The sequence below is a fragment of the Bacillus sp. P4_D3 genome, from assembly GCF_056401855.1.
In genome coordinates this window covers 17,232-30,925 of record NZ_JBFUIN010000024.1, presented here as the reverse complement: position 1 = coordinate 30,925, position 13,694 = coordinate 17,232, and the positions used below count along the sequence as shown (strand labels likewise).

At 37.4% G+C, this 13,694-nt stretch carries 14 protein-coding genes; 10 read left to right on the top strand and 4 right to left on the bottom strand.

Annotated elements, in window-relative coordinates:
• Positions 1-440, top strand: a 440-nt coding sequence (locus AC1DTM_RS06595; RefSeq protein ID WP_477000106.1) for a metal-dependent hydrolase, incomplete at its 5' end; no start/stop codon positions are given.
• 40 nt (positions 441-480) lie between these two features.
• Here the strand turns inward: AC1DTM_RS06595 and AC1DTM_RS06590 are convergent.
• On the bottom strand, positions 481-639 hold the full coding sequence (locus AC1DTM_RS06590) for a hypothetical protein (protein WP_016106330.1): 159 nt from the start codon (positions 637-639) through the stop codon (positions 481-483).
• A 247-nt stretch (positions 640-886) separates the two neighbouring features.
• Here AC1DTM_RS06590 and AC1DTM_RS06585 point away from each other — a divergent pair, with 247 nt between their 5' ends.
• On the top strand, positions 887-2,200 hold the full coding sequence (locus AC1DTM_RS06585; protein ID WP_000201581.1) for a DRTGG domain-containing protein: 1,314 nt from the start codon (positions 887-889) through the stop codon (positions 2,198-2,200).
• A gap of 218 nt (positions 2,201-2,418) precedes the next feature.
• Complete coding sequence (locus AC1DTM_RS06580; RefSeq protein WP_002112213.1) at positions 2,419-2,682, top strand: DUF3949 domain-containing protein; 264 nt, start codon at positions 2,419-2,421, stop codon at positions 2,680-2,682.
• 7 nt (positions 2,683-2,689) lie between these two features.
• Here the strand turns inward: AC1DTM_RS06580 and AC1DTM_RS06575 are convergent, their stop codons facing one another.
• Positions 2,690-2,995 carry a YtpI family protein gene (locus AC1DTM_RS06575; protein ID WP_002088950.1) on the bottom strand — a complete coding sequence of 102 codons (306 nt, stop codon included), beginning with the start codon at positions 2,993-2,995 and terminating at the stop codon, positions 2,690-2,692.
• A 315-nt stretch (positions 2,996-3,310) separates the two neighbouring features.
• Here AC1DTM_RS06575 and AC1DTM_RS06570 point away from each other — a divergent pair, with 315 nt between their 5' ends.
• Positions 3,311-4,243 (top strand): DHH family phosphoesterase, encoded by a 933-nt coding sequence (locus AC1DTM_RS06570; RefSeq protein WP_002199190.1) that lies wholly within the window; start codon positions 3,311-3,313, stop codon positions 4,241-4,243.
• 52 nt (positions 4,244-4,295) lie between these two features.
• On the opposite strand, the gene ytrI is transcribed toward AC1DTM_RS06570, so the two are convergent.
• On the bottom strand, positions 4,296-4,799 hold the full coding sequence (ytrI, locus tag AC1DTM_RS06565; RefSeq protein ID WP_002112211.1) for a sporulation membrane protein YtrI: 504 nt from the start codon (positions 4,797-4,799) through the stop codon (positions 4,296-4,298).
• Complete coding sequence (locus AC1DTM_RS06560; RefSeq protein ID WP_078172708.1) at positions 4,796-5,209, bottom strand: YtrH family sporulation protein; 414 nt, start codon at positions 5,207-5,209, stop codon at positions 4,796-4,798. The genes ytrI and AC1DTM_RS06560 overlap by 4 nt, the downstream gene beginning before the upstream one ends.
• Positions 5,210-5,251: 42 nt before the next feature.
• Between AC1DTM_RS06560 and dnaE the strand changes: the two genes are divergently transcribed.
• From dnaE to pfkA, 6 genes are all read left to right on the top strand, one after another.
• Positions 5,252-8,584 carry a DNA polymerase III subunit alpha gene (gene dnaE / locus AC1DTM_RS06555; protein WP_016106328.1) on the top strand — a complete coding sequence of 1,111 codons (3,333 nt, stop codon included), beginning with the start codon at positions 5,252-5,254 and terminating at the stop codon, positions 8,582-8,584.
• Positions 8,585-8,717: 133 nt separating this feature from the next.
• Positions 8,718-9,926, top strand: coding sequence for an NADP-dependent malic enzyme (ystJ, locus tag AC1DTM_RS06550; protein ID WP_477000107.1), 1,209 nt, complete (start codon positions 8,718-8,720; stop codon positions 9,924-9,926).
• Between the two features lie 14 nt (positions 9,927-9,940).
• Positions 9,941-10,585 carry a FadR/GntR family transcriptional regulator gene (locus AC1DTM_RS06545; RefSeq protein ID WP_002112207.1) on the top strand — a complete coding sequence of 215 codons (645 nt, stop codon included), beginning with the start codon at positions 9,941-9,943 and terminating at the stop codon, positions 10,583-10,585.
• Positions 10,586-10,770: 185 nt separating this feature from the next.
• A complete protein-coding gene (gene accD / locus AC1DTM_RS06540) occupies positions 10,771-11,640 on the top strand; it encodes an acetyl-CoA carboxylase, carboxyltransferase subunit beta (RefSeq protein ID WP_002160256.1) in 870 nt (289 codons plus the stop codon).
• Positions 11,628-12,602, top strand: a complete 975-nt coding sequence (gene accA / locus AC1DTM_RS06535) for an acetyl-CoA carboxylase carboxyl transferase subunit alpha (protein WP_000818786.1) — start codon at positions 11,628-11,630, stop codon at positions 12,600-12,602. The genes accD and accA overlap by 13 nt, the downstream gene beginning before the upstream one ends.
• 128 nt (positions 12,603-12,730) lie before the next feature.
• The gene (gene pfkA, locus AC1DTM_RS06530) at positions 12,731-13,690 is read left to right on the top strand and encodes a 6-phosphofructokinase (RefSeq protein ID WP_002034288.1); all 960 of its coding nucleotides are present in this window, start codon (positions 12,731-12,733) and stop codon (positions 13,688-13,690) included.
• Positions 13,691-13,694 lie beyond the last annotated feature (4 nt).

Here is a 13,694-nt window from a genome sequence, read left to right as displayed (position 1 = left end):
GTGTAAATACACATCCAATGCATATTGGAGGTTCACATGTATTTGACTTTGGTAAAGTGAAATTCACACAAGCATTCCACGGATCTAGTTATATTGATGAAGAAAATAAGACGATTACATATACAGGTATGCCAGCTGGTATTTTGTTTACGGCAGAGGAGAAAACGGTATATCATGCAGGAGATACTGCGTTATTCTCTGATATGAAGTTAATTGGAGAACTTAATAATATTGATGTAGCATTTTTACCAATTGGTGATAATTTCACAATGGGGCCAGAAGATGCTGTGTTAGCAGCAAAATGGATAGGTGCGAAAACAGTTGTACCGATGCATTATAATACGTTCCCGGTTATTGAACAAGATCCATATCAATTTGTAGAAAAGCTACAAAATTGTACAGGGAAAGTATTAGAAGCTGGAGAAAGTATTACACTATAAAAAAGAAACCCTTCATTTGAAACGACAAGTGAAGGGTTTTTTATGTGTGTAGTACAGTTTTTAAAGTTTGTATTTGTTTAGGTGATTCTTTTCTTTTTGTACGTGGCTGTTCGGGTGTTTCATTCAACTCCATTGCAACTTTTTTCCCGTCTACGAAAGCTAAAAATACAGCACCTACAACCTCTAAAAATTTTTTCATAATGTATCCACTCCTTTGTTTCATTTCTTGTCTTAATTGTATATTGAAGCGTGTGGACAAACCATCGAACGAGATGACAATACCATTACATTGTTGTAATAGAATGACTGGTGTAATGTAAGGAGCATTTTGTTATAAAAAAAATAGTACAGACATACAAAGAGAGAGTGTAACAGTTTTGGAAATATAGTATACTGAAAATACAACACATGAAGAATTTAGGGAAAAGAAAGTATGGTGAAACCATTTGGCTACCAAACATAATCAAATTTTAGAACATATTAATAGCCTGCCAGTAGGGCATAAAATTTCTGTGCGGCAAATTGCGAAAGATTTAAGTGTAAGTGAAGGGACCGCTTACCGTGCAATTAAAGATGCAGAAAATAAAGGGTATGTTAGTACAATTGAACGTGTCGGAACAATTCGAATTGAGCAAAAGAAGAAAGAGAATATCGAAAAACTGACATATGCAGAAGTCGTTAACATTGTCGATGGCCAAGTACTTGGGGGCAGAGAAGGACTACATAAAACGTTAAATAAATTCGTTATTGGGGCTATGAAATTAGAAGCGATGATGCGCTATACAGAAGCGGGGAACTTACTTATTATCGGTAACCGTACGAACGCACATCAATTAGCATTAGAAACAGGGGCTGCTGTATTAATTACAGGTGGATTTGATACAGAAGAGCATGTGAAAAAGTTAGCAGATGAATTGAAATTGCCAATTATTTCGAGTAGTTATGATACATTTACGGTCGCAACGTTAATTAACCGTGCAATTTATGATCAACTTATTAAGAAAGAAATTGTACTAGTTGAAGATATTTTAACACCAATTGAAGAAACACTATATTTAAAGCCTAGTGACATAGTGCAGAAATGGCATGAGTACAATGAAGAGACGATGCATGGACGCTATCCAATTGTGGATGAAAATAAAAAGGTGTTAGGTATCGTAACTTCGAAAGATATGATTGGTGTTGCGAAAGATACACCGATTGATAAAGTGATGACGAAACACCCTATTACGGTAAATGGAAAAATGTCTGTCGCAGCTGCAGCACGTATGATGGTGTGGGAAGGTATTGAATTACTTCCTGTTGTGGAGGATGGAAATAAATTGCAAGGTATCATTAGTCGTCAAGATGTACTTCAGGCCTTGCAGATGATTCAGCGTCAACCACAAGTTGGTGAAACGATTGATGACATTGTAACGAATCAATTTATGACGCCGAAAGAAGCAAAAAATGAGCATTTATATCAATTTTCAGTGACACCACAAATGACGAATTCAATCGGGACGTTATCTTACGGTGTATTCACAACAATTGTGACAGAAGCAACAAACCGCGTCATTCGTGCGCAGAAGAAGAGCGATTCAATTGTTGAGAACTTAACAATTTATTTCGTAAAGCCGGTTCAAATTGATAATGTTGTATCGGTTCATCCGAAAGTATTAGAAATTGGCCGTAAATTTGGTAAAGTTGATGTAGAAGTGCATCATGAAGGTAATGTTGTTGGGAAAGCATTGCTTATGGTGCAGTTAATCGATAAATAAAAAAGTGGGGCAAATCGTTTTGATTTGTTCCATTTTTTTTGTTTAAGTTTGGAAACCGTTATTAAAGGTGTGAGTGAGTTGTAGTGGAATATGTATAAGGTTGAGTGGGGGAACTAATTGGAAGGTAATTCAAAAAGACGGAATATTGATTCATTTAGATTGTATACTATGTTATAATCGTATTGTAAGAAAATGGATTTCGGAAGGTGGTATGCAATATGTCATCAGAAGTACTCTTCTTTGGTGGTATCGCACTCTTTTACTTTCTTGTGATGATACCAATTCAATATTTATATTTACAAGGATTGCATGAAAAAAAGAAAAGAACAGGATTATCTCAGCAAGAATTATACAAACAGATGTCTTTTGAAGAAGAACAATTACATTTTCACGTGCAAGGTAATCTCTTTAATATACCATCTGCGTTTGTTGCATATACGATTTTGAAAGTGAAGGGACGTAAAAAAGCATCACAATATTGATGCTTTTTTACGTTGTTTTATAAGATTCGGCTTCTTTGACTGCTAATGGTAAAAAATGTTTATATTGGCGGAATCCATTAAATGTACTCGCGCTGCCAAGTAAAATAAACAAAACACCAACGATAATGCGTGCAGTTGAAAGTTCTAAAAAGAATTGGTTTATCCCAAAGAATAGGACGAATAAGCCGAGTGCCATTGCGGATTTTCCAGAGAGCCAACCTTTCTCCATTGGACGGTTTGTACGAAAGAATTTTGTTTTGTAGAAGAGGTACAACACAAATGAGATGATAATACAAAAGACGAATACTGGCATAATACACGCTCCCATCGATTGGTATAAAAATAACGATTTAGAAAAAAGAAAAATCTAAACTTTCTAATTTTTATTATAAAGCAATTGTTCGCATGTATGAAATGTTTTCCGTTATAATGGGGGATAAAGTGAAACTTTAATTAGTGTGGGGAGATCCCACGTACTAATTATTAGCCCTCACCAATCGGGCTTTTACGTGCATCCGGGCTCCAAATTAATTTTGCCCCATTGTTTTTAATACTTTTGAGGTGGGAGTCTTACTACACGTTAATGCGGGATAAAATGAAGAAGTTGAATAAAAAGGAGATTATACATATGCATGAGCAAATTTTAGGAGCAATTAAAGAGTTTGATACAATTATTATTCATCGTCATGTACGTCCGGATCCAGATGCGTTAGGTTCTCAGTGCGGACTTGGTACAATTCTGCAAGAATCGTTTCCAGAGAAAAATATTTATATGGTTGGGTACAACGAGCCTTCTTTAGCGTTTTTACGAGTAATGGATGATATTGAAGATAGTGTATATGAAGATGCACTTGTTATCGTTTGTGATACAGCAAATCAAGAGCGTGTTTGTGATCAGCGTTATGCAAAAGGAAAGATGGTAATTAAAATTGATCATCATCCGAATGAAGACCCGTACGGAGATATTACGTGGGTGGATACGACAGCTAGTTCTACAAGTGAAATGATTTATGAGTTTTACAGTTATGGAAAAGATAAAGGATTAACGATTTCAAAAGAAGCAGCTCGCCTTATTTTAGCGGGTATTGTCGGTGATACAGGTCGTTTCTTATTCCCAAATACAACAGCGAAAACACTTCGTTACGTAAGTGAGCTTGTTGATATGGACGTGAAATTCACAGATTTATACAATGAAATGTATAAGACAAAAGAAAAGATTGCTCGTTTAAACGGTTATATTTTACAAAATTTCACGATGGTAGAAGAAGGCGCAGCATACATTAAATTAACGAAAGAGGTACTAGAAGAGTTTGATGTACTTTCTACTGAAGCATCTGGTGTTGTCGGGGCGCTTGGTAATATTGATGGATTAAAGGCATGGGTTCTATTTTTAGAGGAAGATGATGTTATTCGTGTTCGTCTTCGCTCAAAAGGACCAGTTATTAATAAATTAGCAATGCAATATAATGGCGGAGGACATCCGATGGCTTCTGGTGCAAAAGCATCTTCTTGGGAAGAAGCGGATCGCCTTTTTGCTGATTTACGTGAGCTATGTAAATAAGAAGTTGTATGTTGAACGAAAGAGAAGGAGAGGCGCTGAGGCCCTCCTTTTTTTATTTTTCTTTCTCTATATCAATACTAATTTCAAGTACGGTATCAAAAGAGACTGTGTCTACTTTAAAGCGGTATATACGATCGTAATGTTTGTACGTTTTATTTTCGATGACTTTTTTGAGTAGGTCTTTATTTTTTGCGATGCTTTGAATGTTTTTCGTTAAAAGATGCTGGAGATCATTATGGATAGAGGTGGTCATATTTTCAAGTGTAAGATTGTCTAAATCATATTTTTTTCGATTTATAATTTTTATTTTGATTTCTTGAATTGTTAAGAGTCGTTTATTTTCTGTGTTCAATTTCTCTTGGTCTTCGAGAAGGACGTGGAGTTTGGCTTCTTGTTTCTCGATGATTTCTTTTTGTTCTGCTATTTTACTAGCTTGTTCCTGCTGAAAAACACCGTATATGTACAAAAAAATAAACCAGCTCAAAATCCCTCCAACAGCAGCACCAGCTAAAACTAAATACCACCTTTTGGCTGTATTGGCACTCGGTACTCTCATACATGTTCCTGTGTAAGCCACTTAATAATAATAAGACCAGTTTGCATACCACCAGTTGCGAAAAAAATAAGGAGAATTTGTTTTACGATATCTTTCATATCTCCGCCAAAGAAGCTTCTTTCAAAGCTATAGAAGGTATCGAACGTTCCGCCAATTGCTGCAACGAGTGCCCAAATTCTTAAGTTTTGAGCAAATTGACTAATATAAGTTAGAGCTGGTTTTCCGATGAGAAATGCACCAAATCCGCCAATTAATGAACCACCAAGTATAACTCCAAAGGCAATAAAGTAACTAATAATAAGCAGAGAGAAAAAAGTATGTTCTCTTACATCCATCGTCATTCCCCTTTCTTCTTCATATATATGGACAAAGTATGAGAAGTATGTTTTGATTTCCGCTTTCCTCATCACCTATAATAAAAGTAGTCAAATAGGTAAAGAGAGGGTACAACAGTGAAGTTTGTGCATTTACAATGTCAAACCGTTTTTAGTTTATTAAAAAGTGCTTGCAAAATTGATGAGCTTGTCATTCGGGCGAAAGAGCTTGGATTTTCATCGCTGGCCATTACAGATGAAAATGTTATGTATGGAGTTATTCCGTTTTATAAAGCATGCAAGAAAAATGGTATACAGCCTATTATCGGCTTAACAGCTTCTATTTTTAGTGAAGAAGAAGAAAGGTCTTATCCACTCGTCTTACTTGCTGAGAATGAAATAGGATATCAAAATTTATTAAAGATTTCTAGCAGCATTATGACGAAGTCAAAAGAAGGTATTCCGAAGAAGTGGCTTGCTCATTATGCGAAAGGATTAATTGCAATTTCACCAGGGAAAGACGGAGAAATTGAACAGTTATTATTAGAAGACAAAGAGAGTCAGGCTGAAGAAGTAGCTCATACGTATCAAAATATGTTCAGCAATTTTTATATAAGTTTGCAGCATCATGCGATTCAAGATGAACTGCTTTTACAAGAAAAACTGCCTGAATTTATTAATAAGGTAAACGTTCCAGTCGTTGCAACAAATGATGTTCGCTATATTAATCAAAGTGACGCACTTGTTCATGAATGTTTATTATCTGTTGAAGGCGGAACGAAAATGAATGATCCAGATAGGCCGAGAATGAAAACGGATCAGTATTATTTAAAGTCATCGGATGAAATGGAAGCACTCTTTTCTCATGCTGAGGAAGCGGTTCAAAATACAATAACAATCGCGGAACGTTGCCAAGTAGAAATTCCTTTCCATGTAAATCAACTACCGAAGTTTCCTGTTCCATCTAACGAGACGAATGATACGTATTTGCGCCGTGTTTGTGAAGAAGGCTTAAGTAAACGATATGGTACGCCAAAAGAAGTGCATATACAGCGTTTGAATCATGAATTACATGTGATTTCTCGTATGGGATTTAGCGATTATTTCCTCATCGTATGGGACTTTATGAAATATGCACATGAAAATCGTATTTTAACTGGGCCAGGCCGTGGATCGGCAGCGGGTTCACTCGTTTCTTATGTATTGGAAATTACAGATATTGATCCAATTGAATATGACTTATTATTTGAGAGGTTTTTAAACCCTGAACGTGTGACACTTCCAGATATTGATATTGATTTTCCAGATATAAGACGTGATGAGATGATTCGATATGTGAAAGATAAATATGGTCAGCTTCGTGTCGCTCAAATTGTAACGTTCGGAACTCTTGCAGCGAAAGCCGCAATTAGAGACATTGCTCGTGTAATGGGGCTCCCGCCAAGAGATATCGACATATTCTCAAAACTTATCCCATCAAAGCTTGGTATAACGTTAAAAGATGCATATGAGGAATCGCAATCGCTCCGTGAGTTTATACAAGGGAATCTTTTGCATGAGCGTGTGTTTGAAATTGCAAAACGTGTAGAGGGATTACCGCGTCATACGTCTATTCATGCAGCTGGCGTTATAATGAGCCAAGAACCGTTAACGGGAAGTATAGCGATTCAAGAAGGGCATAACGATGTTTATGTTACGCAATATCCAGCTGATGCACTAGAAGAACTTGGATTGCTCAAGATGGATTTTTTAGGCTTACGTAATTTAACGTTACTTGAAAATATTATAAAGTTTATTGTTAAAAAAACTGGGAAACAAATTGATATAAGAAATTTACCTCTTCAAGATGAAAAGACGTTTCAATTGTTAGGAAGAGGGGATACAACAGGTGTATTCCAGCTTGAATCAGGTGGTATGCGAAATGTACTTCGCGGGTTAAAACCGAATGAATTTGAAGACATAGTTGCTGTTAACTCTTTATACAGACCAGGACCGATGGAACAAATTCCAACCTTTATTGAATCGAAGCATGGGGAAAGACGAATTGAATATTTACATCAGGATTTAAAGCCCATTTTAGAACGAACATACGGCGTAATCGTATACCAAGAACAAATAATGCAAATCGCATCGAAGTTAGCTGGATTTTCGCTTGGAGAAGCGGATTTACTGCGCCGTGCTGTGAGTAAAAAGAATCGTGATATTTTAGATCAAGAACGCAAGCACTTTGTTCAAGGTTGTTTGGAAAACGGATACGATGAGACATCTTCAGAACAAATTTACGATTTAATCGTAAGATTTGCGAATTACGGTTTTAACCGAAGTCACGCTGTAGCTTACAGTATGATCGGATATCAGCTTGCATATTTAAAAGCGAATTATACGCTGGAATTTATGACTGCGTTATTATCAAGCGCAATTGGAAATGAAGATAAGATTGTGCAGTATGTACGAGAAACGAAGCGGAAAGGTTTTCACGTTTTACCGCCGTCTCTTCAGAGAAGTGGTTACAACTTCCAAATAGAAGGGAATGCGATTCGATATAGTTTACTTTCGATTCGGAATATCGGAATGGCTACCGTGACTGCGCTACTCGAAGAACGAGAGAAAAAAATGTTCGAAGATTTATTTGAGTTTTGTCTTCGTATGCCATCAAAATTTGTAACAGAGCGAAATTTAGAAGCGTTTGTCTGGTCTGGATGTTTTGACGATTTTGGTGTTTCGAGGACGACGTTATGGAAAAGTCTTAAAGGAGCGTTAGAGTATGCAAATCTTGCACGTGACTTTGATTTAGGGGATGCTGTTCCGAAATCAAAATATGTACAAGGAGAAGAGCTATCCTTTATTGAACAGTTAAATAAGGAGAAGGAAGCACTCGGTTTTTATTTATCTAGCTATCCGACAGCGCAGTATGCGGAGTTAGGAAAAGAATTAGAAATCCCATCTCTTGCTCAGGCGATGCGACATAAGAAAAAAGTACAAAGAGCAATCGTATATATAACAAGTGTGAAAGTTATTCGTACGAAAAAGTTGCAAAAGATGGCGTTTATTACATTCTGTGATCAAAATGATGAAATGGAAGCCGTCATTTTTCCAGAAACGTATATACATTTTTCACACAGGTTACAAGAAGGGGAAATTGTTTTAGTTGATGGTACGATTGAGCAAAGAAATCATAAGTTGCAATGGATCGTGAATGGACTATATCCGCTAGAAGAAATGGATGTTTATGAAGGAATGAAAGAAGCATCTGTTTACGTGAAATTGCCGTCTCAATATGAAAAAAAGCTTGTAAATCAAGTTACGAAAATATTGTTTGACTATTCAGGTTTTACGAAAGTACTAATTTATTATGAAAAGGAACATAAAATGGTACAATTATCTCGAAGTTTATCGATTCATCCAAGTGAAGAATGCTTAGGAGCACTTCGTGAAATTGTCGGGGACGAAAATGTCGTTGTGAAAATATAATGGACAATTTCCCTACACTTCGATTATTATAGTAGTAGTGTTCGTGGTCAGACCACTTGGAGAAGTTGATATCAGCCAGAATAATTTGAGGAGAGTGGATAGTTTGTCAACACTTCGTGAAGAAGCACTTCATATGCATAAAGTGCATCAAGGAAAATTAGAAACTGTATCAAAAGTAAAAGTAGAAAATGCAAAAGATTTAAGTCTTGCATATTCTCCAGGGGTTRCAGAGCCTTGTAAAGAAATTTATGACGATAAAAGTAAGGTATATGAATATACAATGAAGGGAAATATGGTAGCAGTTGTGACAGATGGAACGGCTGTACTTGGTCTTGGTAACATTGGACCTGAAGCATCTCTTCCAGTAATGGAAGGTAAAGCTGTATTATTCAAGAGCTTTGCTGGCGTAGATGCATTCCCGATTGCCTTAAATACAAACGATGTAGATAAAATTGTTGAAACTGTAAAATTAATGGAGCCAACTTTTGGCGGTGTAAACTTAGAAGATATCGCAGCACCAAACTGCTTCGTTATTGAAGAACGTTTGAAAAAAGAGACAAACATTCCGATATTCCATGATGATCAACACGGAACAGCTATCGTAACAGTAGCAGGTCTTGTGAACGCGCTGAAGTTAGTTGGAAAGAAAATGTCCGACATTAAAGTTGTCGCAAATGGTGCAGGTGCAGCAGGTATTGCAATCATTAAACTTTTATATCGCTATGGTGTACGTGACGTTATTATGTGTGACCGTAAAGGTGCAATCTATGAAGGTCGTCCTGTCGGTATGAATCCGGTGAAGGATGAAGTTGCAAAATATACAAATAAGAATCGTATCGAAGGTTCTTTAGCTGACGTTTTACAAGGTGCGGACGTATTCATTGGTGTATCTGCAGCAGGTGCATTAAATGAAGAGATGGTTCGTACAATGAATGACGATGCAATTATTTTTGCAATGGCGAATCCGGTTCCAGAAATTATGCCAGAATTGGCAAAAGCAGCGGGCGCAGCTGTTGTTGGAACAGGTCGTTCTGACTTCCCGAACCAAGTAAATAATGTACTAGCGTTCCCAGGTATTTTCCGCGGTGCACTTGATGTACATGCGACACAAATTAATGAAGAAATGAAGATGGCAGCTGTACAAGCCATTGCAGAGCTTGTATCAGAGGATGAGTTGAATGCAGACCATATCATTCCAGCGCCATTTGACGCGCGTGTAGCGCCTCAAGTAGCGGCTTACGTTGCGAAAGCAGCAATGGAGACAGGAGTGGCTCGCCGTCAAGTAGATCCAAATGAAGTCGCTGAGAAAACAAAACGATTAGCGCTGATTGGTAAAGAATAAGCGAGGAATTTCCATTGACATCATCAAATACAAAAGTATATCTCGAAATTGTAAAAAAAATCCGTTCCATTATGGAAGAGGATTGTTTAGTAGCAGGAGATCGTTTGCCATCTGAGCGTGAGTTAAGTTCACGCTTAAATGTTGGACGTTCCTCTGTAAGAGAAGCATTACGTGCTTTAGAACTGGTAGGATTAATTGAAACGAGACGTGGTGAGGGGACGTTTATTCGAAACTTTTACGATAACGGTCTTGTACAATTAATTGCTCCGTTTCTACTGCAAGATGAGAAAACAATTCGTGATTTATTACAAACAAAACGTTTGCTTGAGAAAGATATGATTCGACTTGTATGTAATTTACCGAAAGAAACGTTTTCTGGAGTACTAAGTAAATTACACCAAGTGCTTGAAGAAAATGAAAGCTCAATTCCGGTGCTTCATCAAACGTTCTTTAAAACACTTATCGAACAATTCGATAATTATTTACTCTATCGCATTTGGATGATCGTAAATGATTACGTTGCAACTCTTTCTTGTGAAGTTTCAGGAGATTCTATCGAAATCTATAGAAAGCTTTATGCTACTTTGGAAGTGAAACAAGAAAATGATGCGTTAAAAATTTACGATGAATTAGTAGAGAATATACAGTTTCACTCGTAATGTATAAAATTTGTCGAAATGACCATGACACGTTATGACAAACATTCTACCGCATAGCGGTTAAAGTTAAACGTAAAGAGAGAGGTTATTAGACAGATTGAGAAGATAAGGCTAACATCAAACATTGGTGTTAGCCCCATTTTCTTCTTACGCTAACCTTAGCTCTCAACGAAGGGGGTCAAATTGTGCTAAGAGATTTATTCGTGAAAAAGAAAAAGTACGCTGCAATACCTTCAGAACAAATACGAAAAGATGTACCAGATGGCGTTATGACAAAATGTCCGAAATGTAAAAAAATCATGTATACGAAAGAGCTTCTTAAAAATTTAAAAGTATGCGTGAATTGTGGATATCATCATCCGATGAATGCATGGGAACGCCTTGATAGTATATTGGACGAAGGTTCATTTCGTGAGTATGACAAAGAGATGGTTTCACTAAATCCACTTGAGTTTCCGGGATATGAAGAGAAACTAGAAAACGATCGTAAGAAGACTGAATTGTATGAAGCGGTTGTAACTGGTGAAGGAACAATTGATGACATGCTTGTTGTTGTTGCAGTAATGGATTCTCGTTTTCGAATGGGCAGCATGGGCTCTGTTGTAGGAGAAAAAATTGCTCGTGCGGTTGAAAAGGCATACGACTTACAAGTTCCATTTATTATCTTTACTGCGTCGGGTGGTGCCCGTATGCAAGAAGGGATATTAAGTTTAATGCAAATGGCGAAAACAAGCGTAGCTTTGAAAAAGCATAGTAATGCAGGAGGGTTATTTATTTCTGTTATGACTCACCCGACGACGGGCGGGGTTTCAGCGAGTTTCGCTTCACTTGGTGATTACAATCTTGCAGAGCCAGGTGCACTTATCGGATTTGCTGGTAGACGCGTAATTGAACAAACAGTGCGTGAGAAACTGCCAGAAGATTTCCAAACGGCAGAATTTTTACTAGAGCACGGTCAATTAGATGCGGTGGTGCATCGTGATGATATGAGAGAATCACTCCGTAAGATTTTAGAAGTTCATCAAGGAGGGGAAATGGCTGTATGGCAGAGCTAGAATTTGAGAAACCAGTTGTTGAGCTAAGAAATAAGATTCGTGAACTGAAAGACTATACGAAAAACAGCCAGATGGACTTCAGTGAGGAGATTCGTATTTTGGAAGACAAGCTAGAAAAACTAGAGGAAGATATATACGGCAATATGAAAGTATGGGACCGTGTTCAAATTGCTCGTCATGCAGAACGACCGACAACGCTCGATTATATTGAGCACTTATTTACTAATTTTTTTGAATGTCATGGAGATCGCCTATTTGGCGACGATGCAGCGATTGTCGGCGGCATTGCGAAATATAAGGGGATGCCTGTAACTGTAATTGGGCACCAACGCGGAAAAGATACGAAAGAAAATATTCGTCGTAATTTTGGGATGCCTCATCCAGAAGGATATCGAAAAGCACTGCGTCTAATGAAACAAGCGGAAAAGTTTAATCGTCCCATTATTTGTTTCATCGATACGAAGGGAGCTTATCCTGGTAAAGCAGCTGAAGAACGTGGACAAAGTGAGGCAATTGCCCGTAATTTATTTGAAATGGCGGGTTTAACTGTACCTGTTATTTGCATTGTTATCGGTGAAGGTGGTAGCGGTGGTGCGTTAGGTCTTGGAGTAGGAGATTACATTCATATGCTAGAAAATTCCACTTATTCTGTTATTACACCAGAGGGTGCGGCGGCGATTCTTTGGAAAGATGCTGGTAAAGCAAAAGAAGCTGCAGAAGCGATGAAAATCACAGCATTAGATTTGAAAGAATTAGGTGTAATTGACGAAATTATTCCAGAGGCAAAAGGCGGAGCGCATCGTAATATTTTGAAACAATCAGAAAATATAGATTTAATGCTTAAGAAAACTTTTGAGCAATTAAGCGGAATTTCGAAAGATGAATTAATCGAAAAACGTTATGAAAAATATATGAAAATTGGGCAAGTTTCGTTTTCAAACGCTTCCATTGGGATAAAATAAGAAAAGCGTGCGTTCCTCTTCGCGAATGCACGTTTTTATTATGAAAAGACACATCTTCTCCATTGTGTTTTTGTATTTTTTCGTGTTATTTTATTATAAGGCAAATAATCTTTATGAGGTGAGTACAAATGAAACGTATTGGTGTATTAACGAGTGGTGGAGATTCACCTGGTATGAATGCTGCCATTCGTGCAGTTGTTCGTAAAGCGATTTTCCATGATATTGAAGTATATGGTATTTACCATGGATACGCTGGTTTAATTTCTGGTCATATTGAAAAATTAGAACTTGGTTCTGTTGGCGATATTATCCACCGCGGTGGTACAAAATTATATACAGCAAGATGTCCTGAGTTTAAAGACCCAGAAGTACGACTAAAAGGAATCGAGCAATTAAAGAAACATGGTATTGAAGGACTTGTTGTTATTGGTGGAGATGGTTCTTACCAAGGCGCAAAAAAATTAACTGAGCAAGGATTCCCATGTGTAGGTGTACCAGGTACAATCGACAATGATATCCCTGGAACAGACTTCACAATTGGTTTCGATACAGCTTTAAATACTGTTATTGATGCAATTGATAAAATCCGTGATACAGCTACATCTCATGAACGTACATATGTTATCGAAGTAATGGGACGTCACGCTGGAGATATCGCATTATGGGCTGGTTTAGCTGATGGTGCAGAAACTATCTTAATTCCAGAAGAAAAGTATGACATGGAAGATGTTATCGCTCGTCTGAAACGCGGTAGTGAACGTGGCAAAAAGCACAGTATTATCGTTGTAGCTGAAGGTGTTGGAAGTGCAATTGACATCGGTAAGCACATTGAAGAAGCAACAAGCTTTGATACTCGTGTAACTGTATTAGGTCACGTGCAACGTGGTGGATCACCAAGTGCACAAGACCGTGTATTAGCTAGTCGTCTTGGCGCAAGAGCAGTTGAATTATTAATTGCTGGTAATGGCGGACGTTGTGTTGGTATTCAAAATAATAAACTTGTTGATCATGACATTATCGAAGCGTTAGCTCAAAAGCATACAATCGATAAAGATATGTATCAATTATCTAAAGAATTATCTATCTAATTGG

What these genes read in the sequence shown, in the direction of transcription:
- AC1DTM_RS06590 (WP_016106330.1), bottom strand. Translation starts at nt 639, where the DNA reads ATGAAAAAATTTTTAGAGGTTGTAGGTGCTGTATTTTTAGCTTTCGTA.
- AC1DTM_RS06580 (WP_002112213.1), top strand. Translation starts at nt 2,419, where the DNA reads ATGTCATCAGAAGTACTCTTCTTTGGTGGTATCGCACTCTTTTACTTT.
- AC1DTM_RS06575 (WP_002088950.1), bottom strand. Translation starts at nt 2,995, where the DNA reads ATGCCAGTATTCGTCTTTTGTATTATCATCTCATTTGTGTTGTACCTC.
- AC1DTM_RS06570 (WP_002199190.1), top strand. Translation starts at nt 3,311, where the DNA reads ATGCATGAGCAAATTTTAGGAGCAATTAAAGAGTTTGATACAATTATT.
- ytrI (WP_002112211.1), bottom strand. Translation starts at nt 4,799, where the DNA reads ATGAGAGTACCGAGTGCCAATACAGCCAAAAGGTGGTATTTAGTTTTA.
- accA (WP_000818786.1), top strand. Translation starts at nt 11,628, where the DNA reads ATGGCAGAGCTAGAATTTGAGAAACCAGTTGTTGAGCTAAGAAATAAG.
- pfkA (WP_002034288.1), top strand. Translation starts at nt 12,731, where the DNA reads ATGAAACGTATTGGTGTATTAACGAGTGGTGGAGATTCACCTGGTATG.